21 protein-coding genes are annotated in these 22,764 nt (G+C 47.7%); 14 read left to right on the forward strand and 7 right to left on the reverse strand.

Translation table 11 applies throughout. The features are described from left to right. Nucleotides 1-413: 413 nt before the first annotated feature. Nucleotides 414-1,535 carry an ABC transporter substrate-binding protein gene (locus QN395_RS15130; RefSeq protein WP_323492329.1) on the reverse strand — a complete coding sequence of 374 codons (1,122 nt, stop codon included), beginning with the start codon at nt 1,533-1,535 and terminating at the stop codon, nt 414-416. A 119-nt stretch (nt 1,536-1,654) separates the two neighbouring features. Here QN395_RS15130 and QN395_RS15135 point away from each other — a divergent pair, with 119 nt between their 5' ends. Continuing rightward, nucleotides 1,655-1,786, forward strand: coding sequence for an AbrB/MazE/SpoVT family DNA-binding domain-containing protein (locus QN395_RS15135; protein ID WP_322120954.1), 132 nt, complete (start codon nt 1,655-1,657; stop codon nt 1,784-1,786). Between the two features lie 384 nt (nt 1,787-2,170). Here the strand turns inward: QN395_RS15135 and QN395_RS15140 are convergent, their stop codons facing one another. Further along, nucleotides 2,171-5,746, reverse strand: coding sequence for an indolepyruvate ferredoxin oxidoreductase family protein (locus QN395_RS15140; RefSeq protein ID WP_323492328.1), 3,576 nt, complete (start codon nt 5,744-5,746; stop codon nt 2,171-2,173). Between the two features lie 565 nt (nt 5,747-6,311). Between QN395_RS15140 and QN395_RS15145 the strand changes: the two genes are divergently transcribed. From QN395_RS15145 to QN395_RS15200, 12 genes are all read left to right on the forward strand, one after another. Continuing rightward, complete coding sequence (locus tag QN395_RS15145) at nt 6,312-7,949, forward strand: methyl-accepting chemotaxis protein (RefSeq protein ID WP_323492327.1); 1,638 nt, start codon at nt 6,312-6,314, stop codon at nt 7,947-7,949. Between the two features lie 468 nt (nt 7,950-8,417). Then, nucleotides 8,418-9,269 (forward strand): diaminopimelate epimerase, encoded by an 852-nt coding sequence (gene dapF / locus QN395_RS15150; RefSeq protein ID WP_323492326.1) that lies wholly within the window; start codon nt 8,418-8,420, stop codon nt 9,267-9,269. A gap of 156 nt (nt 9,270-9,425) precedes the next feature. Next, nucleotides 9,426-10,091, forward strand: coding sequence for a DUF484 family protein (locus QN395_RS15155; protein WP_323492325.1), 666 nt, complete (start codon nt 9,426-9,428; stop codon nt 10,089-10,091). Between the two features lie 121 nt (nt 10,092-10,212). Continuing rightward, nucleotides 10,213-11,139: a tyrosine recombinase XerC gene (xerC, locus tag QN395_RS15160; protein WP_323492324.1), complete on the forward strand. Its 927-nt coding sequence runs from the start codon at nt 10,213-10,215 to the stop codon at nt 11,137-11,139. A gap of 329 nt (nt 11,140-11,468) precedes the next feature. Next, a complete protein-coding gene (locus QN395_RS15165) occupies nt 11,469-12,002 on the forward strand; it encodes a Fur family transcriptional regulator (RefSeq protein ID WP_323492323.1) in 534 nt (177 codons plus the stop codon). Nucleotides 12,003-12,025: 23 nt separating this feature from the next. Beyond that, entirely contained in the window at nt 12,026-13,084 is a 1,059-nt protein-coding gene (locus QN395_RS15170) for a GTP-binding protein (protein ID WP_323492322.1), read from the forward strand. A 219-nt stretch (nt 13,085-13,303) separates the two neighbouring features. Beyond that, nucleotides 13,304-13,708: an RNA polymerase-binding protein DksA gene (gene dksA / locus QN395_RS15175; protein WP_322121674.1), complete on the forward strand. Its 405-nt coding sequence runs from the start codon at nt 13,304-13,306 to the stop codon at nt 13,706-13,708. 627 nt (nt 13,709-14,335) lie between these two features. Then, nucleotides 14,336-15,742: an STAS domain-containing protein gene (locus tag QN395_RS15180; protein ID WP_322120946.1), complete on the forward strand. Its 1,407-nt coding sequence runs from the start codon at nt 14,336-14,338 to the stop codon at nt 15,740-15,742. A gap of 206 nt (nt 15,743-15,948) precedes the next feature. Then, nucleotides 15,949-16,485, forward strand: a complete 537-nt coding sequence (gene hslV, locus QN395_RS15185) for an ATP-dependent protease subunit HslV (protein ID WP_322120945.1) — start codon at nt 15,949-15,951, stop codon at nt 16,483-16,485. A gap of 13 nt (nt 16,486-16,498) precedes the next feature. Beyond that, nucleotides 16,499-17,881, forward strand: a complete 1,383-nt coding sequence (gene hslU, locus QN395_RS15190) for an ATP-dependent protease ATPase subunit HslU (protein ID WP_322120944.1) — start codon at nt 16,499-16,501, stop codon at nt 17,879-17,881. A 196-nt stretch (nt 17,882-18,077) separates the two neighbouring features. Further along, nucleotides 18,078-18,272: a hypothetical protein gene (locus QN395_RS15195; protein ID WP_322120943.1), complete on the forward strand. Its 195-nt coding sequence runs from the start codon at nt 18,078-18,080 to the stop codon at nt 18,270-18,272. 51 nt (nt 18,273-18,323) lie between these two features. Beyond that, a complete protein-coding gene (locus QN395_RS15200; RefSeq protein ID WP_322120942.1) occupies nt 18,324-18,545 on the forward strand; it encodes a hypothetical protein in 222 nt (73 codons plus the stop codon). 31 nt (nt 18,546-18,576) lie between these two features. Here QN395_RS15200 and QN395_RS15205 read toward each other — a convergent pair whose 3' ends face one another. The 5 genes from QN395_RS15205 to QN395_RS15225 form a co-directional block, all read right to left on the reverse strand. Continuing rightward, nucleotides 18,577-19,575: an NAD(P)H-dependent glycerol-3-phosphate dehydrogenase gene (locus QN395_RS15205; RefSeq protein ID WP_323492321.1), complete on the reverse strand. Its 999-nt coding sequence runs from the start codon at nt 19,573-19,575 to the stop codon at nt 18,577-18,579. Between the two features lie 171 nt (nt 19,576-19,746). Further along, nucleotides 19,747-20,193 (reverse strand): SH3 domain-containing protein, encoded by a 447-nt coding sequence (locus QN395_RS15210; RefSeq protein ID WP_322120940.1) that lies wholly within the window; start codon nt 20,191-20,193, stop codon nt 19,747-19,749. Nucleotides 20,194-20,301: 108 nt separating this feature from the next. Next, nucleotides 20,302-20,793: a protein-export chaperone SecB gene (gene secB / locus QN395_RS15215; protein WP_322120939.1), complete on the reverse strand. Its 492-nt coding sequence runs from the start codon at nt 20,791-20,793 to the stop codon at nt 20,302-20,304. Nucleotides 20,794-21,076: 283 nt separating this feature from the next. Then, nucleotides 21,077-21,340: a glutaredoxin 3 gene (gene grxC / locus QN395_RS15220; protein WP_322120938.1), complete on the reverse strand. Its 264-nt coding sequence runs from the start codon at nt 21,338-21,340 to the stop codon at nt 21,077-21,079. An 85-nt stretch (nt 21,341-21,425) separates the two neighbouring features. Then, the gene (locus QN395_RS15225) at nt 21,426-21,827 is read right to left on the reverse strand and encodes a rhodanese-like domain-containing protein (RefSeq protein ID WP_323492320.1); all 402 of its coding nucleotides are present in this window, start codon (nt 21,825-21,827) and stop codon (nt 21,426-21,428) included. A 150-nt stretch (nt 21,828-21,977) separates the two neighbouring features. Between QN395_RS15225 and gpmA the strand changes: the two genes are divergently transcribed. Beyond that, nucleotides 21,978-22,724 (forward strand): 2,3-diphosphoglycerate-dependent phosphoglycerate mutase, encoded by a 747-nt coding sequence (gene gpmA, locus QN395_RS15230; RefSeq protein ID WP_323492319.1) that lies wholly within the window; start codon nt 21,978-21,980, stop codon nt 22,722-22,724. Nucleotides 22,725-22,764: the final 40 nt, after the last annotated feature.

A 22,764-nucleotide genomic window follows, 5' to 3' on the forward strand; every position in this document is an offset into this window, starting at 1 on the left:
CATTAATCGCTCACTCTTTTTTATTGCCAATACAGCAAAAAATATTGTGGTGAACGTGCTTTATCAAATAGAGAATTGACCACATTGATAATGCGGAACAAAACTGGCTGGGAGGCATTGTAAATCCAATTGCAGCAAAGTTGGAAAATGGCAAGAAAGCTTGATTCCTGCACGGATCAGGCGGGGTAGAAAAAGTAGCTTGGATGGTTGCTGATTTAAAACTAATTTTATAGCTAATTTTATAGCTGACTAAGCATAAACCAAGTCTGAGCTCGCTTCAAAAGCGCTGATGAAGGATGGGATAAAGCGAAGCAGAAGTACTGGAGCACGCGTCACCCTAGCGTGGGCTGGAATCTAATGGCGTGAGCCTGTGAAGTCACTATAAAGTCACTAGGTACGATCTATATGAGCTCTCAAAATAACAAGCCACCACCTTTACGGAACAAGGCGATATCTACATAGCCAGACATATGACGACTAGGGTCGTCCGGCGTAACGCTGATGCCACCCAGGTCGAGTGTATGTTTTTGTGTGATTAATGCTTGCAAACCATCTCGACCAGATTTAGACATAGTGATCGCTTTTGCCAAAGTCTTAGCGACAATAAATCCCTCTAGCGTCAAAGAAGATAAATCCTCATCCCGGAACTTTTTCATCATCGCACTATGGTCAATCTGGACGATGGTTTTTTTACCCAGAGGATTGGGGACGACTTGCGAAAATACTGTCCACTCCAAGGCACTGCGCCCTGCGACTTCAGCCAAGGTTTCTAAATTAATTAAAGACATTCCTGCGACAAATGTTTTATCCGCGCGCTTACGGAACTGTTTTAAAAACAGGCCTGTCCCAACGGTATCCGACACAACGATCACGATGCCTGGATTTTTAGCGGCCAACGCGGTTGCTTCTTTTTCGTTTTCTACGGGTGAATTAGAGATACGTGCGACGCCACTTAAGCTCATTTTGCGCTTACTAACTTCGGCTACTACGTATTGGTACATTTCCTGATTGAACTCAGACTCCTGATACGCGATACCAACGCTTTTGATACCTAACTTATCAAAATAAGAAAAGATATACTGCATCTCTTGTTCTGGACTAGGACGCCAGAAGACGACGCGGGAATTGTAGTCTTTGACGGAGCTAACCAAAGGCGCAAATAGCGTCAGTGCGCTTTGTTTAAACGCTGGCGAAGCAACAACTGCATTGGTGACCGACAGACCAATTCCACCCAATAAATAGTCTACTTTGTCTTTACTGATCAGCTCAGTAACTGCTTTTGCAGAAGCAGCAGCATCGCCCTGATCATCACGCACCAGATATTTAATCCGGCGTCCATTGAGACCACCAGCAACATTCAGGCTATCAAAGTAAGTCGTAATACCTGCCACATAATCACGCCCGATACTGCCATTGGGGCCAGACAGGTCAATCACCTGCCCAACGATAATCGCATTATCCACAGCAAAAACGGAACTAAAAAAAGTGAGGGAAAGAAAAATAGCAGCCAGTACAGACTTGGTGAAAGAAATCATTAATGAGTAACCATATCTTATTGCGATGCAACAAGTCTGACAGTAGATTGTGACGATGGGATGACTGAGGCTTGTTGCTAGCGATAGCATCCGGTAAGGTTCTACGACTTACTTAAAAGATGAAGGCAGATCTGGATACCGTCAAACTACCTAGCAAAGGGCAAATCATTATTCCTAAAGCGATACGGGACGATCTCCATCTGCCGCCGGGGTACCGAGTTTGTGATCAGCGCGACGGCGACAGGATTTAAAACTTTTGATAAAGCGTTTGTGAAATGCGCTAAAAGCTTAGATGTACATCCTGCTGTTAGACTGGGGTAAGACTTTTTTGCGTAAGCCCTATTAGGCTTGGACTACCCCATCTACCGCATCTACCTTAGCAAGCTTAATCATAAGTCTATCAATTTATACCGACACTGCGCATGCATGACTCACAACTTATTAACAAATACTTCAGTATATACTCCCCAAATGTATATTTTATATGCCCTTATAATATTTGGACAATTAGATGTTTTTTATAAAAATAATTGGGAGTATATTGAAATTACGATTACCACGGGCATTGTAGTGACAAAAAAATGACCGGTCAGACCGGTCATTTTTGATATTACCCTAACCTATCCTCTACAGCATCAAGCCGCCTTTTGTGCCTGACTTGGGGTAGAAAACTCGGCGATCAAGCTTGCTTCTTTGGCTTTTGCCGCTTCAAAATGACGTTCTTTGACGTGACCATAACCGCGGATATCTTCTGGGATGCTGGCAATCGCTACTGCTTTCGGCAAATTATCCTTGGTCAATTGCCCTAATAATTTGCTGACTGTGGCTTTGTACTCGACTGGCAGAGCGCGTTCCATCTTGCGTTCTGCGGTGTAGCCGAATATATCAAACGCGCCGCCGCGCAGGGATTTGAGCTTGGCCAAGATGCCAAAACCTTTCATCATCCACGGGCCAAACTGCTGCTTGATCAAATGACCTTTGTCATCTTTTTTAGCTAGCAAGGGTGGCGCTAAATGGAAGTTGATTTTGTAGTCGCCCTCAAACATGCCGGCGATTTTTTGCTGGAATTTGCCATCGGTGTACAGACGGGCGACTTCGTATTCATCTTTGTATGCCATCAGTTTGAACAGATATTTAGCGACCGCTTCCGTCAGACGTAATGGCTTGCCATCAGCGATGCTAGTTTCGGCAGCTTTGACTTTGTTCACAAATTCGCTGTACTGCAAAGCATAGGCAGCGTCTTGATACTCCGTGAGGAACGTAATACGTTTGCTGATGGTGTCATCTAAAGTTGGTGCACGTTTCAGCTCAATCACTTGCGCTGGCGTGACCAGTTTTTTGACCGCCGCCAGATCATGTGCCGCGACGCGACCCCAGTTAAAAGCTTGTTTGTTGAAGTCGATTGCCACTGCATTCAATTCCAACGCACGCATCAGCGCGGCTTGGGTCAAAGGTACCCAGCCTTTTTGCCAGGCATAGCCGAGCATAAACATATTGGAGGCGATGTTATCGCCCATCAGCGTGGTTGCGATGTGGGACGCATCGATCATGTCTACACGGTCGCTGCCACAGGCTTTGCCAATTTCCGCCTCGGCAGCTTCCACTGGAAATTGCCAGTCTGGATTTTTGATAAAGGTCGATGTCGGCGATACGGAAGAATTGACCACGGCACGGGTACGGCCCTCGCCCATGCGTGACAAAGCGTCACGGCTGGCAGTGACGATTTCATCACAACCAATCACAACGTCAGCCATACCAGTACCAACACGGGTGGAATGCAGATCGTCGGCATTGTCTGCCAAGCGCACATGCGACATCACCGCGCCGCCTTTTTGTGCCAGGCCAGTAATATCCAATACCGAGCAAGCTTTACCTTCCAGATGCGCGGCCATCGCCATGACCTGACCGATGGTAATCACGCCGGTGCCGCCGATACCAGTCACCAAGACATTCAGTGGCTCGGTAGTGGCAGGTAAAACTGGATCAGGTAAGCTTGCCACATCCAGCGCCGTGCCCTGCTCTACTTTGGCTTTGGCAGGCTTTTTCAGCTTGCCGCCTTCGACCGTGACAAAACTTGGGCAGAAACCATTCACACAAGAAAAATCTTTGTTGCAGGAGGACTGATTGATCTGACGCTTACGACCAAATTCGGTCTCTAATGGCTCGACAGAAAGGCAGTTGGACTGCACGGAGCAATCGCCGCAACCTTCGCAGACAGCCTCATTGATCACAGCACGTTTGGCTGGATCAGGGAAGCCAGGTTTGCCATCTTTATCAAATTTTTTCCGGCGGCGACGTTTTTCTGAGGCGCAGGTTTGATCATAAATCATGGCGGAAGTACCAATGACTTCGCGCAGTTCGCGCTGGACGGCATCCAGTTCGCTACGATGACGCACAGTGACGCCGGGCGCCCAGTTATAATCGGCTGGATATTTTTCCGGTTCATCGGTCACAACGATAATCGGGGTGACACCTTCAGCGGCGATCTGGCGTGAAATCATGCCAGGATCGAGCGGGCCGTCAAACTCCTGACCACCGGTCATGGCAACCGCGTCATTGAACAAAATTTTGTAGGTAATATTGACCTTACCGGCTACCGCAGCACGGATCGCCAGCAGACCGGAGTGGAAATACGTACCGTCACCCAGATTGCTAAACACATGCTTCTCGGTAGTGAACGGTGATTGCCCAACCCAAGTCACACCCTCGCCACCCATATGGCTGAAGACGGTGGATTCGCGGTTCATCCAGGTCACCATGTAATGGCAACCGATACCAGCTAATGCACGGCTGCCTTCAGGCAGTTTGGTCGAGGTATTGTGCGGACAACCTGAGCAAAAATGCGGTACACGATCTTTGTTAGGATCGGGCTTGGCAGCGATATTTAAAGCTGCTTCTTTGGCTTCCAGATACGCTACACGCTCTTTCACACGTTGTTCTACCGGATGGCCGGAGAAGTATTTAGTAATACGCGATGCAATTGCACGGGCGATTTGTGCCGGGCTTAATTCGTAGGTCGCTGGCAGCAACCAGTCACCATGACCGGCGTGATCCAGATCACTCCATTCGCCGGTGTCGTCGAACTTGCCGACTACGCGCGGACGGACATCATCTTGCCAGTTGTAGAGTTCTTCTTTAATCGCGTATTCCAGAATCTGACGCTTCTCTTCCACGACCAGAATCTCATCCAGACCTGTCGCAAACTCACGCACACCCTGGGATTCCAGCGGCCAAGTCATACCGATTTTGTATAAACGAATACCGATGTCGGCAGCCGCCTGTTCATCAATCCCTAGATCGGCCAATGCCTGACGTGTATCTAAATAAGACTTACCGGCGGTGATAATCCCGACCTTGGCACGTGGACTATCCCAGATAATTTGATTGAGTTTATTGGCACGCGCATAGGCTAAGGCGCCGTACCATTTATAGTTGATCATGCGCGTTTCTTGCGCTAATACTGGATCGGGAGTACGGATGCTGATGCCATCGGCCGGCATCTGGAAATCGCTAGGGATAATCGGCTTGATGCGATCAGGATCGATATCGACGGAAGCGCCGGATTCGACCACTTCGGTCACACATTTCATCGATACCCACAAGCCGGTGTAGCGAGACAGCGCAATACCATGTAAGCCGTAATCTAAATACTCTTGTACCGAGGACGGGTACAGCACCGGAATACCGCAGGCTTTTAAAATATGTTCGGACTGATGCGCAGCGGTAGAAGACTTCGCGGCATGATCATCACCCGCGATGACCAGTACACCACCATGTTTGGACGTGCCTGCCAGATTCGCATGTTTAAACACGTCGCCACAACGATCGACGCCTGGACCTTTGCCGTACCACATCGCAAATACGCCATCATATTTAGCGCCTGGGAATAAATTGACTTGCTGCGTACCCCAGACCGAGGTTGCAGCTAAATCTTCATTCACGCCAGGATGAAATTTGACATGCGCTTTTTCTAAATGTTTTTTAGCTTTGGCGGCAGTCAGATCGACGTTGCCTAGCGGTGAGCCGCGATAGCCTGTGATGTAGCCAGCGGTGTTAAGTCCGGCTTTTTCATCGGCCTGACGTTGCAGCATCATCAAGCGGATGAGCGCTTGCGTGCCAGTCATAAAAGCGCGGCCGCGCTCTAGGGTAAATTTGTCGTCCAGCGTGATGTCATTGTCGATCAACGTCTGTGACTTGATGGGTGCGTTCATGGGGTCTCCGTGCTTTTCACCAGGCGAGGGTATCGCCTTAAATCGAATCGAAAGAATCACCTTGTGAGTGAATCATATACTTTTTATCCTACCTTTAAACCAAAATACAGGAACAGCACACACTCATACAACGCAGTGCTAGTTCGCAGTGATCGTTTGGTCTCGTTTGATCTAAGGATGGATTACGATGCCTCGCACACTAACATGCTGTACTGCCCGTCTCAATGGACAGTACATCACAAAAAGACCAGTACAGTATGACTGACAGATGAAGGAAGTGTACTGGTTTTTGTATGCCATCTCAACCAAACCAAAATTAAGCCAAAATTAAACCAAAACGAAATCCCGCTAAGCCGCGCCCCGGCGTACCGATGAGGTCGCGCTTGATAAAGTCGCTTTAAAACTAGGACGCAGCTTTGCTACTACCGTCCCACAAAATTCAATACGGATACGGGAATCGATTAAATCGGCTTAAAAATCTGCGACAATGATTTTGAACTGGATTGATCGCAAGAAAATCATTGAAACGAATTAGCTAACACCACAACCTTTTAAAGAGGACAGCATGGCAACTCTCCAACAGCTTGTCAGTCGCTTTATGGCTCCGTCTAGCCTGATCATGGGCAAGTTCAGTTTGCGCGCTAAATTATTGTGTATGGCAGCTATATTTGTATTGCCGATGTTGCTTCTGAGCGTCAATATCATTTCTAATTATCAGCAAGAACTTCAAAGCGTAGTGGCAGATAGCCAAGTCGCCTCACCAGCTATTCAAACCAGCCAGATCGAGCAGAACAAAGCGACCAACATACTTGAGCGCACAGAGAACTTGCGCTTTAAACGTAACGCCGCTGCCGTAATCGCGCTGATCCTGTTGTCACTGGTCGCGTATTTGTTTTATGGCTTTTATCATTCGTTTTTGCAGGGATTAGCTGCCGTCACCCTCGCCGCCAAATCAGGTGCCTCGGGCGATCTGACGACACAAGTGATCGTCATTGGAAAAGATGAGTTAGCCACCACGGGGCAAACTTTAGAGACGATGAATTACAACTTGTCGGCACTGGTCGCTAATGTAAGAACCAATTCCAGCATGGTGTCCCAACTGGGTCATCAACTGGCGACTGGCATCAGCGACTTATCCACTCGCACGGAGCAGCAGGCATCCAGCTTGGAACAGACCTCTGCCAGCGTAGAAGACCTGGCAGAAACCGTACAAAAAAATGCCGCCAGCGCCAGATCGGTGGATACTCTTGCCGCCAATGTCCGTCTGATTGCAGAATCGGGCAGCAGCACCATGAGCGCAGCGGTCGAATCTATGAATGGCATCCAAACCAGTGCGTTGAAGATGCAAGAAATCGTCAGCCTGATTGATACCATCGCCTTCCAGACCAATATTCTCGCTCTTAACGCGGCGGTTGAGGCGGCACGTGCAGGTGAACAAGGGCGTGGCTTTGCGGTAGTCGCGGCCGAAGTGCGCAATCTGGCGCAACGCAGTGCAGGCTCGGCCAAAGAGATCAAATTGCTGATTGATGATTCCGTCAATCGGGTTAAAACCGGTGTCTCGCAGATTAACGAGGTCAACACCACGCTGGCCGATATTGTGGATGGCATCCGTAATCTGGCAGGCAATATCAACTCTATTTCTACCGCCTCAGAAGAACAAAGTAATGGCTTGGCACAAATCTCAGAGGCGATACGCCATCTGGATGAGATCACCCAAAGCAATGGTCAGATGGCAGAAGAAGCCAAAAATGCGTCCATCAATCTGGAAGATCGGGCTACCGCCTTATCGAAAGCGGTGTCCTCATTCAAACTGCGGCAAGGCACGGCAGATGAAGCATATGCCTTGGTTAAAAAGGCGGTGGCGCTTTACCAAAACAGCGGTAAGGCTGCGCTGCAGCTCATTACCGCCGATAAAAATCACCAATTTGCCGACCGCGACATGTACGTATTTGCCTTTGACCGTAGCGGCCAATACATAGCCTTTGCCGGGAATTCGTCTAAATTACAAGTCAATCTGCTACAAGTCACCGGATTGGACGGTCGCAAATTAGTCGCTGACGCCTTCGCAATCCCGCGCAGCGGCGGCTGGGTTGATTACACGATTTTGAACCCGAACACAAAGAATGTGGATACGAAAACATCGTACATCGTGCCGGTTTCTAAAGATGTCGTCCTAGGTTGCGGCGTGTATAAAATTGTCTAAGATTGCCTGAAATTAGCGAAGACTGTCGACGAGGACATCAATGGCGATCACTGTTTTGGCTAACTTATGCCGGCGAAAAGCTAGCGCATTTGCGCCAAAAATGTTGCTACCATCGCCGATAACATCCTCAGGAAGATTCATCGGCGATTTATAAACAGAGCCACGCTAATCAATATACTCCCTTAATTTTTTTCTATTTATGGCATGAAGGTCAATTAAGTTATGGACACTCTATATATACTAATATGGAGTATGCTGAATAATCTTGATCACTGCAGCCAAATAGTTGAGCCCAAGACGGGCCGATGCCAGACCAATAGTAGGCCGATAGTAGACCGATACCAGACCTATACCAACCGCAGAAATTTTCCCTTTGCACTAAGGTTGACGGGTAAGTCACGGCTAAAGTAGCAGCGGCAAACCCTTGATCAGCGCTAGAACCAACATCAAGCAAGTTATAATAAAACGATGAAACTCAAATTCACCAAAATGCATGGCGCAGGTAACGACTTTGTTGTGATTGACGCCATCAATCAAGCTATTTCTTTTACGACCGAGCAGTGGAAATTGCTGGCTGATCGCCGCTTTGGTGTTGGTGCCGATCAAATCCTGGTGGTCGAACGCTCTGACACCGCAGGGATTGATTTCCGCTACCGTATCTATAACGCAGATGGCGGCGAGGTCGAGCAATGTGGCAATGGCTCACGCGCTTTTGTGCGTTTTGTCATCGACAAAAAACTGACTACCAAATCTGCCATCAAAGTAGAGACCATGTCGGGCATTATTGAGCCGCGCTTAGAGGCTGACGGCCGTATTACGGTCAACATGGGCGCACCGATACTTGATGCAGTTGCCGTGCCATTTGATGCTGCCGGACTAAACGCGACACCCCAGGGACACGACTCGCTCTGGCCTTTATTGATCAATGGCAAAGCAGCGCTCTTCTCAGTCGTCTCTATGGGCAATCCGCATGCGGTGCAAGTGGTGGACGATACCGACACCGCTGCGGTCGCTCTTGACGGACCGGTGATTGAACATCACCCGCGCTTCCCTAAACGGGTGAATGCTGGTTTTATGCAAGTGCGGGATGCGCAGCATATTCGTCTGCGCGTATTTGAGCGCGGCGCTGGCGAGACTCTGGCCTGTGGCACTGGTGCCTGCGCGGCAGCAGTCGCTGGTATACGCCGTGGTTTGCTGACATCGCCAGTCCGTGTCAGTATGCAGGGCGGTGAGCTGTCAATTGCCTGGCAAGGTGAAGGCCAGCCGGTATTTTTAAGCGGTCCGGCAGTCACTGTGTATGAAGGTGAAATTGATATTTAAAACATTCAGATAACATTGAGGTGTAATGTATTTGCCAATGTATCTATCAATGTATTTTCGGCATCCCGTACCACCAAAACCCTGCAGTTATCTTTGCATCATTTTTTGCATAAAATTATGCAAAATTCGCTACCGAACATTTATAAAGTTTTAAGCATGAACTCCACCGATATCGCCACCTACCTCGTCAGCCATCCGCACTTTTTTGAAGAGCATGCTGAGCTTTTATCCAGCGTTAAACTGACTAGCCCGGTACTCGGGCGCGCCATCTCGCTGCAAGAGCGGCAAATGGAAGTCGTGCGTGAAAAATATAAAGTGCTGGAACTGCGCATGGCAGAGTTAATGCGCATCGCTCAAGAAAACGATGCGATCACTACCAAGTTTCAGACATGGACGCGCTCTTTACTATTGGCGCGTAACGACGTCGAACTCCCGTACGTGCTGACACAAGGCTTGCAAGATATTTTCTCTTTGCCCTACGCTACGCTGCGCTTGTGGCAAGTCGCTGAAGACTTTTCGCATACCTGGTTTGCAGAAGAGGTAAGCGAAGACGCACAGTTATTCGCCAAAGGATTAGGCACGCCTTTCTGCGGGAAAAATCAAGATTTTGAAGCATCAACCTGGATAGAAACAGACGAGAAAATTGCATCCGTCGCGATGCTGCCTTTACGTATTTCTCTGGGAGCAGGATCACCGAACACCTTTGGCTTACTAGTGCTTGGCTCTCCCGACCCAGCTCGTTTTACCAAAGAAATGGCAACCGATTTTTTAGTCAAAATTGCAGACACCAGCAGCGCTGCACTGAGCTGTCTGATTGATTGATTAGTTAATTAACCGGCATATGAAATGATGCGATTACTTTTTACCGAGCCTATCGCAAAAGCAATATAAATTTCGTCGATGTCGCTTATATCTTAAAACTGCTCACTAAGAATGCAACATCATGTCCACTGAGGCGCAACAAAACCGCATTACAGACTATCTGGAGATGTTGCGGTCGCAGCGGCAGTTGTCACCTCATACGGTAGAAAGTTACCGATTAGATTTAGCCGAGTTGCTCAAGTTTGCAGCTGAAAGTGACTTGACGGATATATCGCATCATCAAATCCGGCGGTTTACATCACAACTGCATGCGCAAGATTTAAATCCACGTTCGATTGCGCGCAAACTGTCTTGCTGGCGCGGCTTTTATCGCTGGCTGGCAGAGCAAACTACGATGATTGCCAATCCGGTGGATGGCATCAAACCACCGAAAAAAAGTAAATCCTTACCAAAAGCCTTGGGTACCGATGATGCGGTGCGTCTGGTATCGCAACATCGCTCAGATACGGCGACGCAAGCGGCTAACCGTGCCATGTTTGAATTGCTCTATTCCAGCGGCTTACGGGTGTCAGAACTGGTGGCGCTGGATGCTCTGCAATCTCATCAAAAAGAACACAGCTCACAAGGCTGGGTGGACATGCAGCAGGCAGAAGTCCATGTCACCGGTAAAGGCAATAAACAAAGAATAGTACCGGTCGGTCGCCCGGCACTGGAGGCAATCAAAACCTGGCTGGCAATTCGTCCTACCCTGCTGAAAGCCGACCCGCATCCACTATTTTTAAGCGAGCGCGGTAGCCGGATTTCTGTGCGGCTGGTGCAATTACGCATTAAAGCCCATGCACAATCCTTGGGCATTCCAGCAGATGTCAGCCCGCACGTCATGCGCCATTCTTTCGCATCGCATGTGCTGCAATCCTCCGGCGACCTGCGGGCCGTGCAAGAAATGTTGGGCCATAGCTCCATCGCCGCCACCCAGATTTATACCTCGCTGGATTTTCAGCATCTGGCAAAAGTCTATGATCAGGCACATCCACGGGCAAAAAAATAAGTCGCATTTAGCCGCTACTATTTGGCTCCATGCCGATCAGCTTATAGTCAACAAATTACTATACTCCCCACCGTTTTTTATAAATAACCCATGATGACCAAGGAATATATGGACAATAAAATATACTACATAGGAGTATATTTTATTATACGATCAAGATAGCGACCATTCCGCTTAACAAAACCCAATTTCCATCCAGCTCTGAGTACCCATTTTTGCAACTGAATTGCATTTTCAGGCATAATGTGGCATCGCGTTGTTAGCATTCGGTTCAATCGAGATTTGACCTGCACACTCAGCTCACTCATTTCACATCAGCCAGCCCGCCCATGAAATCCACATCATCTAGCCAGCCAATTTCTGCCAGCATGCCACCGGATCAAGGTCGTGCGCTGGCCGAAACGATGTTGCGCCAAGCCGCCATCCGCGTGACGGATGCGCGCCTGAGTGTATTGACAGTATTGCTAGACACCAGACGTGCGCTATCGCATCAAGAGGCGCAAGATGCTTTGCCCGACATGGACAGAGTTACGCTATACCGCGCTTTGGATTGCCTGACCGATGCCGGTCTGGCGCATAAAATTGCCGGTGACGACAGAATATTTCGCTACAACACAGGGAGCGATCATCAGCCGCATATTGTTGCCAGCGGTATTCAACATCAGCATGGTCATTTCAAATGCACTCGCTGCGCCAAAGTGTTTTGCCTGGATGAAGAACAGCATTGCACCAATCAGGCACACCACCATCCCTCACTGCAAGACCAATTACAAGTGACGCTGCAAGCGACGTTGGGCAAAGGTTTTCAAAATCACGATATAGAACTGACCATCAAAGGTTGGTGCGCAGATTGCGCGACATAAAATTGACTAAGGACTTGATTGACATGGCTTTAATCCCGACCACTATCCTGACCGGTTTTTTAGGTTCAGGGAAAACCACGCTGCTGAATCGTATTCTGCAAGAAAATCACGGCCATAAAATTGCCGTCATCGAAAATGAATTCGGTCAGGAAAACATTGACAATGAAATCCTCGTCCATAACAGCAATGAGCAAATTATCGAGATGAACAACGGCTGCATCTGTTGCACCGTGCGTGGCGATCTGATCGTCGCGCTAAGTAATCTGATCCAGCAAAAGAACGAAGGCAAACTCAATTTCGATCGGGTGATTATTGAAACTACCGGTCTGGCAAATCCCGGTCCGGTAGCGCAAACTTTTTTTGTCGATGAAGAAGTCGGCAGCTACTACATGCTGGATGCCGTGGTCACCATGGTGGATGCGCGTCACGCCATGCAACAATTAAATGAGCATGAAGAAGCGCAACGGCAAGTCGGTTTTGCCGACAAAATTATTCTGTCTAAAACCGATCTGGTCGATGCTGAACAAGTTAGTGAGCTACGTCAACGCCTAGTGCGTATGAATCCGCGCGCGACCATCAGCACTGCCGACTTTGGCCAGGTAGCGATCAGCGAGGTACTGGATTTAAAAGGCTTTAACCTGAATGCCAAACTAGAACTTGATCCAGATTTTTTACGGGCAGAACAAGAAGAAGAGCACGTACATGACGAGCATTGCGGGCATGATCATGCAGATCATCAGCATAATCATCACAACGAACACAACCACCATCATGCACATCACTCAGACGATATCGCCGCCTTCGTGTTTAAAAGTGATCGTCCGTTTAACACCGGCAAACTCGACGAGTTTTTGGGCGGACTGGTACAAGTCTTTGGACCACGCATGTTGCGCTACAAAGGTGTGCTGTTAATGGATGGTGCAGACCGCAAGGTGATTTTCCAAGGTGTGCATCAAATTATGGGCACAGATGTCGGCGCTAAGTGGGGCGATGACGAGTTGCGTGAAAGTAAGATGGTGTTTATTGGCAAAAATCTGCCCAAAGACGTATTTATTGATGGTTTAAGACTATGTTTGGTATAAACTAGCGGGCTACTGAATAAGGCGAACTAATTGAAGCGCCCAAGCAAAGCAACGACAGACTTCATACGGATGTCATTTACTTTGCCAGTAAGGGGAGGATAATAGCGGCCTGAATGCAACATTGTGCTATTTCTTATGTATTAACCCGTCGTATCGAAAGTAAGCGAAGTGGCAACTAAATCACCTAAATCGACTGTTACAGTCAGCGCACCAGCAGCTCTGCTCACTGAGGAAGAACTTCTCAAGATGGGCGAGAAAGACTATATGAACGCTGCACAACTGGCTTTTTTCAAAGCCCGTTTGCAACAGCTAGAAAAGGATTTGCTTAAAAACGCCGACGAAACCACAGAGCACCTGCGTGAAACTGTGTTGGTACCTGATCCGGCAGATCGCGCCACGATCGAAGAAGAACATGCCCTGGAACTACGCACCCGCGACCGTGAACGCAAACTGCTGAAAAAAGTACAGCAGTCTATCGCCAGTATTGATGAAGGCGAATACGGATGGTGCGAAGAAACTGGCGAAGCGATTGGCGTACCACGCCTGCTGGCACGTCCCACGGCAACATTGTCGTTAGAAGCGCAGCAACGACGTGAAATGAAACAAAAGCTGTACGGCGATTAAGCCATAGCCAAACTTTATAAAGAAGCGTGCAACTAAACCTTGCGCGCTTTTTTTTGCGTAAAATTTATTCACTAACCCGGTGAGTTTTACGCTTGCAAATCCGTCTGTCTGACCAAAGATACCAATCAGTCAGTAAAGTTGTAGGTTTTTTACCACAATCAATGACACGCTGCACTTAAGAGAATTGCCTTGGAGTTTTTCACGCCCTCAAGAATAAATGAAATTGCAGAAAACACCGCAACCGCAATTTAATCGCGTAATAGATTTGCTACAGACATGAAAGAAAACGTACTTTTGTTATAAAAACAGCAAACGTTTCTTACCAGTGAACACCATTAGGGTAATTCCGAAAAAATTTGATAAGAGCTACTTTTTCTGTAAATCAATTATGCTCGGTTAAAGTGAAGCGAATTAATCATCGATTAAGTCAAGTTCGTTACAATTCATACACCGAAATTTACGTTCAGGCCTGTGTAAACAGCATAAGTGACTAACCCTAGTTACATGTTTCAGACTATACTTTAGCTTCGGAAAATTGCTTGTTTGTGAATGACACTGAGCGCGAACCAAGATTAATTTTTAATCAAAATAAAAGATACGTATTGTCTTTTTATATTCAGGAATAACGTGGGGATTTTTTCACTTTTCGGCAAAAAGAATGGTCAGCAGGAGAAAGACTCCGCGCTGAAAACTTCTGCCAAAAAAACACGTTCTAAAAGTGGCAATACTGATATTCTGGCAACGTCCGGTGATGAGACGCCCTCTAATTCCATCATGGCTCAGCGTCATGTAGCACGCGCTACCGCACGTAAAATTGACGCCATAGAATTTGAAATGTCACGCGATATGGTCAAATCCAAAAGTGTGGCGCCGAATAAAACAGTGCCTGATGCAAAAGCCAACGCCACAAATAAATCTTCCCGAGCAACTGAACAGGTAACTGATTTCCAAAGTACGCTGCCCCTGGCAATGCCAACGACCGATTATTTATTAGAACAGCATACCGACTTGATGACGGCAGATCTGGCGGAAACAGAATCGGTTCCCTTGCTAGAAGAAGCAGCAATTTTATTTGCCAGCGGTCAAAAAGAAGTTGCAGAACAAATGTTGCAGGCCGCAATTCATAACAGGAATCTTGGGCAAGCGGAACAAATTGGTTGGTATATGCTGTTTGACTTGTACGAAATTTCAAATAACCAAGTGCAATTTGATCGCCTGTCTTTGGAGTACGCCAGCAAGTACGAGATGTCGCCGCCCATTTGGCATGACTCACGTTATCAGTCAGATACCTCTGACGAGGACGATCTCAATCAGGTAACAGCAAACATCTCTTTCCCTGCGCAATTAGATGGCAGCATTATCAAATTGCTTGAGCGCCTGCAACAAGCAAGCACGCAAAGTCAAAGCCTGAAACTCGATTTCACAAGAGTAAAAAGTGTCGATGCTGTTGGCTGTGGCTTGTTATTGCGTGCGCTCAGAAACCTGAAAAAAACTAAACATGACTTGATGTTAGTTGCGGCACAAGATCTAGCCGATAACATCCGCGCGATACTACAAGTTGGCAGACGTGATGAAACCGAAGCGCCATGGTTGCTGTTGCTTGAGATTCTGCAATTGCTGCACTTTGAAAAAGCGTTTGAAGAAGTCAGTATGGATTACTGTATTACCTTTGAGGTATCGCCCCCTTCTTTTGAAGCACCTAAGAATAAAGTCACTACCTCATTCCCTGAAGTTCAGCTAGAAACAGAATCAGCCCATCGGTTTATGATGCCCGCTGTCATAGAAGGTAAAACCGATATCCTGATTGCCCAAATTACTGAACACTCGAAGCTATATAACCAAATAATACTGGACTGCTCACGTCTGGAGCGGGTCGAATTTGGTGCCTCTGCACAATTACTTAATGGTCTGGTGCCCATCGCGGGTGTCAGAGATAATCACATTCAATTCGTGGAAGTTAACTACTTAGTCATGGCCTTGTTTAATGCTATGGGTTTGAAAAGCGTTGCTACCATCTTCCCTCGCAAGCATTAATTAATAAGCTATTAGCACACGTCAAAGTTGCAAGCCACCTCTGCTTTCTGCGCTATCTTGTAATTTGAAGACCTAGCCCCATTTCTATCCAACGCGATCGAAAGCGGTCTAAAACAATCAGCACGCCATTATTAGCTTAAGCGTATCAAGTTTGGCGAGCTCGCCAATGGATGATCGCTATCCGCACATCATTATTCGAGGATCACATGGAACAATTTCACGGCACCACCATCTTGTCGGTACGACGCGGCAATCTAGTCGCACTCGGTGGCGACGGCCAAGTCACACTCGGCAATATCATCATGAAGGGTACTGCCCGTAAAGTGCGCAAGCTGTATCACAACAAAGTATTAGCCGGTTTTGCAGGCGGTACTGCGGATGCGTTTACGCTGATTGAACGGTTTGAGGCCAAGTTAGAAAAACACCAAGGCCACCTGATGCGTGCCTCGGTCGAACTTGCCAAAGACTGGCGCACCGACCGCATGCTGCGCCGGCTGGAAGCGATGCTATTGGTCGCTGACAAAGAGACTACGCTCGTCATCACCGGCAATGGCGATGTGCTGGAACCGACGGACGGCATCGGCGCGATTGGTTCTGGCGGCACATTTGCCCAGTCAGCCGCCAAAGCTTTGCAAGAAAATACCGATTTATCCCCTATCGAGATCGTGAAAAAATCACTGACGATCGCTGGCGAATTATGCATTTATACCAATTTGTCCCACACGATAGAAACTCTCGACTGATTTGGATCGCACCATGAATATGACCCCGCAAGAAATCGTTTCTGAACTCGATAAACATGTCGTTGGCCAAGCCCGCGCCAAACGTGCCGTCGCCATTGCGTTACGTAACCGCTGGCGCAGACAGCAAGTCCCGGAACCATTACGGCATGAAATCACGCCTAAAAATATTCTGATGATAGGACCGACTGGTGTGGGTAAAACCGAGATTGCACGTCGTCTGGCAAAACTGGCTGATGCGCCTTTTATCAAAATCGAAGCTACTAAATTTACCGAAGTCGGTTATGTTGGCCGCGACGTAGATACGATTATCCGCGACTTGGTGGATATCGGTATCAAACAAACCCGCGAAGCAGCAACTCGTAAAGTACGAGCCCGTGCTGAAGATGCGGCGGAAGATCGTATCTTGGATATTCTGCTACCACCAGCCCGTGATTTTGGTTTTAGTCCCAATAAAGAGGTGTCTGAAACTACTGCGGTGTCAGCAGACAATGCAGAAAAAGAGGCTAGCAAAACTGCGGATAACAATACGCGACAAATTTTTCGCAAGCGTCTGCGTGAAGGCACTTTAGACGACAAAGAAATCGATATCGAAGTAACCGAGACCGCGCCCACCATGGAGATCATGGCACCACCCGGCATGGAAGAAATGACTGAGCAGATCAAATCCATGTTCTCCGGCATTGGTAGCGGACGCAAAAAATCTCGTAAGCTTAAGATTAAAGATGCTCTGAAAATTTTAATCGAAGAAGAAGCCGGCAAGCTGGTCAATGAAGACGAGCTGAAACAGCAGGCAATACACAATGTCGAACAAAACGGCATCGTATTTTTAGATGAGATCGATAAGATCGCATCACGTTCTGAGTCTGGTGGCGCCGAGGTATCGCGTGCCGGTGTGCAACGTGATTTATTGCCTCTGGTCGAAGGCACTACGGTCAACACCAAATACGGCATGATCAAAACGGATCATATTTTATTTATCGCCTCGGGCGCTTTCCATCTGGCGAAGCCATCTGATTTGATACCTGAACTGCAAGGACGTTTTCCGATCCGGGTTGAATTAGAATCTTTGTCGATTGCCGATTTTGAGCGCATCTTAACCAGTACCGACGCCTGTTTAACGCATCAATACAAAGCTTTGCTGGCGACAGAAGGTGTGACGATAGACTTTACTGATGAGGGCGTGCAAAGACTGGCGGGCATCGCTTACGCAGTCAATGAGACCACAGAAAATATCGGCGCCCGACGTCTTTATACGGTGATGGAAAAACTGCTGGAAGAAATCTCTTTCGATGCACATCAAAATAGTGGCACAACCATTGTGATCGATGCCGCTTACGTAGAGCAGCGACTGCAGGCATTGTCGGTAGATGAGGATTTATCACGCTATGTTTTGTGATTTAATTTGATGCCGATTTGACGTCGACTTAGTGTCGACTTAATGTCTACTGTGCGTTGAATTGATAGCTATTGATACGCATCAAATACAAATTTAGCCTGGCTTGAGGCTTGCGGTAATAAATCTTAATACTCTTTGTTACTGCAAGCGATTAACTTAACTTCAAAACAATAGTTAAAAAGAGAAAGGAGTAGTGATGGCAAATAAAACGACAGGCACGCGCCAAAAGCTGACCTTTCGACTTGACCCTGCGCAAACCAAACCACGCAATCCAGTTGCCGTTGCAGCAAAACAGCGCGCAGCAGGTAGCCACCAAAAATCTGCGTCGGCGCTACGACAAGAACAAAACCGTTTAGCAAAAAAGCTGCCCATAGAAGGCGAACAAGATTAAGATTGATGCGTCATGTAATGTCAGGCAATGTCTTAAGACTAAGGTATATGTATGCCAGGAAGCAGACGCCGCAAACAACTTTATCATCGCAAATTATCTTTGCGCAGAAAAGACATTCGTACCCGGTTTATGGTCGATCTCGGGATACTGTATTTACCGACATTAGGCATACAAAAAACCCGGGAGTTGTTGCGTAGCCAGCTCGTGCTGGATTCCGTGATCAACCGCGTGCTACATCATCCCAAGTTGCGCCGCACTTACACACAACCATAGTCCTCGATATCTTCGTCAAACATTGATAAAGTTAGAGCACTTCCTGCTTAGCATCACGCGCCAATAAACGGGCAATCATCTGCTGCGCAGAAATTTGATCAAACAACACGCCAGCGACGGCATCGGTAATTGGCATCTCCACCTGCAAACTGGCGGCTAAAGTTTTGACTGCCTGCGCGCAACGCACGCCCTCGGCAACATGTCCTAATTCTTGTACGATCAACGACAAGGATTTACCCTGCGCCAACGCCAGACCGACTTTGCGGTTGCGTGATAAATCTCCGGTACATGTCAAAATCAAATCCCCTACGCCGGTCAAACCCATCAGAGTCTCCACGCGTCCGCCTAGAGCGGCGCTGAGGCGGCTGATTTCTGCCAGGCCGCGTGTCATCAAGGCTGCACGGGCGTTTAAACCCAAACCCAAACCATCAGCAATGCCAGTCGCGATGGCCAGAATATTTTTCACTGCACCACCGACTTCTACACCGACCACATCGTCACTGGAATACACCCGAATCGCATTCCCATGCACCGCACTGACGACTTTTTGGCACAGCTCTGCTGAGGTAGAAGCGATGGTCAGTGCACACGGCAAACCCTTAGCAACCTCTTGCGCGAATGAGGGACCAGATAAAGCGCCCGCCTGCGCCGCATCGCCCAAAACCTGGCGCACCACTTGATGCGGTAACAGTTGCGTGCCCTCTTCAAAGCCTTTGCACAACCAGACCACATGCTTCGGCTGAAATGGCAGACATTGCTGCAATAAAGGCCGTAAGCCAGATACTGAGGTGGCAATGATCAACAAGCCGTCTGCCGAACTTGCATGCGCCATAGCCTGCTCAAAATCGGCTGTGGCTTGTAAATCTGGAGGGAAAGGACAGCCCGCAAGATAGGTCTGGTTTTCGCGCTGAGTCTGCATTTGCTGCATCAGCTCGGGCTTGCGTCCCCAAAGCAACACCTGATTTTTAGTGGCAAGAGAAATCGCTAATGCACTGCCCCAGGCACCAGCGCCAAGTACGCTTATGTTCATGATTGCCTGACCTCGTTGTGAAAATACAGGTAAAGATTAGATATATACCCCATACAGTATTTATTAACCGTCCAAATATTCACTGGACAATAGGGCATATTTTCTTATAAATGAGGGGAGTATATAAAAAAGGACAGCATGCTGTCCTTTTTTCGATCGCCTTGCAGCCTGCTACACGCCCCAGACTTCAGACACTTTGACATAGCCAATCTGTCCATCGCGGTGCTTTACTTTAACCCATCCTGATGACACCGGCTCGGCCATTTCCAGCAACACATTTTTGTCTGCGCTAAACACCATAGGCGAGGCTTCATCCGCAGCCGAGTGGGCTTTGACATTGGCGACACGTACAACGACATTGCGACGCGCGACCAATTCTTTTGATTCTACCCAGCTTAAATCGCCACCCATGTCGCGTACTTTGCTCCAGGTGCCGTAAGTCAAAATCACTTCCACTGGCATGCCACGCGGCGCAACATACACCTTGCCGCCCTTGGTCGATGGCGCATCATACAAAATCACGGGGGACGCACCGATAGCTCTAAACTCTAAGGCCTGGGCGATGCCAGACCAAGAAGCGATACCTAACAGTACAGATAAAATCAGAGAACGACGCATAGTAATTTCCACTTTAAACCCGATCAGCTAAGTCAATTAGCTAAGTCAATTAACTAAGCTAATTTAGTCATTAACCAGCTCACCGGGCTAATACTCGATCACACGCAATTAGTGTGTCGTTGCGGGCGTTTGTTCGCCGCCTTCAGCTTGCAATTTAGCTTGCTGTTCAGCGATATTTTGCAAACGCTGTTGGTAGAAAGCTTCAAAATTGATTTCAGACAAATGTACTGGTGGGAAACCCGCACGGGAAATCACATCAGCAATATTGGCGCGCAGGTAAGGATAGATAATATTTGGGCAACCAATACCCAGCAGTGGATCTAACTGATCTGCAGGAATATTGCGTGCTTCAAAAATACCTGCTTGCTTGCCTTCAACCAGGAAAGCAACTTTATCATTGACCTTGGCAGTCACCGTTACAGTCACGATGGACTCAACGATACCATCGGCTAATGGCGCTGCGCTGACATCCAGAGCGACTTCGATCGTTGGTGCTTCTTGTTCCAGAAAAATAGCTGGGGAGTTTGGCTGTTCAAGCGACAAATCTTTCAGATAAACGCGTTGAATTTGAAATACGGGCTGCAGATTTTCGTCAGACATGTGAGACTTTCTAAAAATTCTAAAAGATTAATAACAATTAATGAACAGCGAGATGGCTGTAGGTAGAGCTGATTTAAGCCATTTCAAGATCGCGGCGCATTATTCTACCAAGTGAAATGCAAAATCAGCAAAAATCTGCTATTTAAGTGATTTTTGCTGATTGATTTGTCAATGCGATGACATTTTATTAAGGCTCTGGCAAGGAAAGCACTGTGTTACACGCCAGCAAAACAGCTCTGATTGAGCAAAACCGCAGTCAGATCAAAGCCGATTCATCGCCTGATCAAGCGGGATTCAATAAAGCTTCCAGCTTGCCAGTACGATCCAGCGCCGACAAATCGTCGAAACCGCCGACATGCGTTTCGCCGATGTAAATCTGCGGTACTGTCCGGCGGCCGGTCTTTTGCATCATGTTTTCACGCACAACTGGGTCCAGATCGACACGGATTTTCTCAATCTCGTCCACACCTTTTGACTTCAGCAGGCGCTCTGCCATCGTGCAATATGGGCAAACTGCGGTGCTATACATTACGACATGCGCTGTCATGATTTTCTCCTGCTAACTTAAATATCTACGTATTTTAATGATTTATTCAATTATTCACCGAACTGACTTACTTGTCATCCGGCAATTACTTCACTGTTGGCAATCCTTGGGTTTTCCAAGCAGAAACGCCACCTTCAAGGCTAAACACTTGCTCAAATCCAGCCTTCTTGAGTACGCCAACCGCTGATGCAGACCGCACACCACGCTCGCACACAGTGATGATGGTACCGTTTTTTGATTTTTCTAGTTCTTTCAAGCGGCTAGACAAATCGGCCAGAGGAATATTTTTAGCGTTTGGCAAATGACCGGCAGCAAATTCTTCTGCGTCACGTACATCTAACACGACAGTTTTACCCTGGTTCATGACTTGCGTTGCCTGCAATTGCGTTAGCTTGGCGCCACGACGTTGCAGTACAGGGAACAACAAAGCACCGCCAGAAATGAGGGCGACGGCAATCATCCAGATGTTTTCAATTAAGAATTTCACAGTATTCCAATGGGTAATATGGTTATAGATCGTTATAAATGGTTTTAAAGAACGCGCCCATTATAAAATAGATGCTGTTGTAGTTGCTGCTCTACTGTTTTGCGTAAGTCCTAAACTCCAAACTTCTTTTTAATCACACTTCATTACACCATGTACAAAATCGTTTTGATGCGCCACGGCGAATCCACCTGGAATCTTGATAATCGTTTTACTGGCTGGACCGATGTTGATCTGACTGAAAAAGGCGTAGCAGAAGCGCGCCAGGCAGGCAAAGTCTTAAAAGAAGCTGGTTTTATGTTTGATGTGGCTTATACCTCCGTCCTTAAACGCGCTATCCGCACACTCTGGGGCACGCTGGATGAAATGGACCTGATGTGGTTGCCCGTGGTACACGACTGGCGTTTGAATGAACGCCATTACGGCGCGCTACAAGGTTTGAACAAGGCAGAAACAGCTGCCCAGTATGGCGATGAACAGGTTCTTGTATGGCGTCGCAGCTACGATACACCGCCCAATCCCTTACCAGAAAATGACCCCCGTACGTCGTTCAACGATCCTCGCTACGCTGGTTTAAAGCGTTCACAAATCCCGCTGACGGAATGTTTAAAAGACACGGTAGACCGCGTCATGCCTGCATGGGACGATACAATTGCCCCCGCCATTCGTGCCGGCAAACGCATCATCATCAGTGCCCATGGCAATAGTTTGCGCGCCTTGATCAAAATGCTGGATGGCATCAGCGATACAGATATCGTCAGCTTAAATATACCTAACGGACAACCGCTGGTGTATGAGTTGGATGCCGATTTAAAACCCATCAAGCATTACTATCTGGGCGATCAATCCGCGATTGAAGCGGCATTGCACGCAGTTGCCAGCCAAGGGAAATCGAAGTAAGACCATGATAAGACCTTGATGCTGAACGCAGTGACGCACA

The organism is Undibacterium sp. RTI2.2 (assembly GCF_035018705.1).
Lineage (GTDB): Bacteria > Pseudomonadota > Gammaproteobacteria > Burkholderiales > Burkholderiaceae_D > Undibacterium.

What these genes read in the sequence shown, in the direction of transcription:
- QN395_RS15195 (WP_322120943.1), top strand. Translation starts at nt 18,078, where the DNA reads ATGGCAAATAAAACGACAGGCACGCGCCAAAAGCTGACCTTTCGACTT.
- dapF (WP_323492326.1), top strand. Translation starts at nt 8,418, where the DNA reads ATGAAACTCAAATTCACCAAAATGCATGGCGCAGGTAACGACTTTGTT.
- QN395_RS15155 (WP_323492325.1), top strand. Translation starts at nt 9,426, where the DNA reads ATGAACTCCACCGATATCGCCACCTACCTCGTCAGCCATCCGCACTTT.
- hslU (WP_322120944.1), top strand. Translation starts at nt 16,499, where the DNA reads ATGAATATGACCCCGCAAGAAATCGTTTCTGAACTCGATAAACATGTC.
- secB (WP_322120939.1), bottom strand. Translation starts at nt 20,793, where the DNA reads ATGTCTGACGAAAATCTGCAGCCCGTATTTCAAATTCAACGCGTTTAT.
- QN395_RS15145 (WP_323492327.1), top strand. Translation starts at nt 6,312, where the DNA reads ATGGCAACTCTCCAACAGCTTGTCAGTCGCTTTATGGCTCCGTCTAGC.
- QN395_RS15210 (WP_322120940.1), bottom strand. Translation starts at nt 20,193, where the DNA reads ATGCGTCGTTCTCTGATTTTATCTGTACTGTTAGGTATCGCTTCTTGG.
- QN395_RS15140 (WP_323492328.1), bottom strand. Translation starts at nt 5,746, where the DNA reads ATGAACGCACCCATCAAGTCACAGACGTTGATCGACAATGACATCACG.
- QN395_RS15130 (WP_323492329.1), bottom strand. Translation starts at nt 1,535, where the DNA reads ATGATTTCTTTCACCAAGTCTGTACTGGCTGCTATTTTTCTTTCCCTC.
- QN395_RS15205 (WP_323492321.1), bottom strand. Translation starts at nt 19,575, where the DNA reads ATGAACATAAGCGTACTTGGCGCTGGTGCCTGGGGCAGTGCATTAGCG.
- QN395_RS15135 (WP_322120954.1), top strand. Translation starts at nt 1,655, where the DNA reads ATGAAGGCAGATCTGGATACCGTCAAACTACCTAGCAAAGGGCAAATC.
- hslV (WP_322120945.1), top strand. Translation starts at nt 15,949, where the DNA reads ATGGAACAATTTCACGGCACCACCATCTTGTCGGTACGACGCGGCAAT.
- grxC (WP_322120938.1), bottom strand. Translation starts at nt 21,340, where the DNA reads ATGACAGCGCATGTCGTAATGTATAGCACCGCAGTTTGCCCATATTGC.
- xerC (WP_323492324.1), top strand. Translation starts at nt 10,213, where the DNA reads ATGTCCACTGAGGCGCAACAAAACCGCATTACAGACTATCTGGAGATG.
- QN395_RS15200 (WP_322120942.1), top strand. Translation starts at nt 18,324, where the DNA reads ATGCCAGGAAGCAGACGCCGCAAACAACTTTATCATCGCAAATTATCT.
- gpmA (WP_323492319.1), top strand. Translation starts at nt 21,978, where the DNA reads ATGTACAAAATCGTTTTGATGCGCCACGGCGAATCCACCTGGAATCTT.
- QN395_RS15165 (WP_323492323.1), top strand. Translation starts at nt 11,469, where the DNA reads ATGAAATCCACATCATCTAGCCAGCCAATTTCTGCCAGCATGCCACCG.
- QN395_RS15170 (WP_323492322.1), top strand. Translation starts at nt 12,026, where the DNA reads ATGGCTTTAATCCCGACCACTATCCTGACCGGTTTTTTAGGTTCAGGG.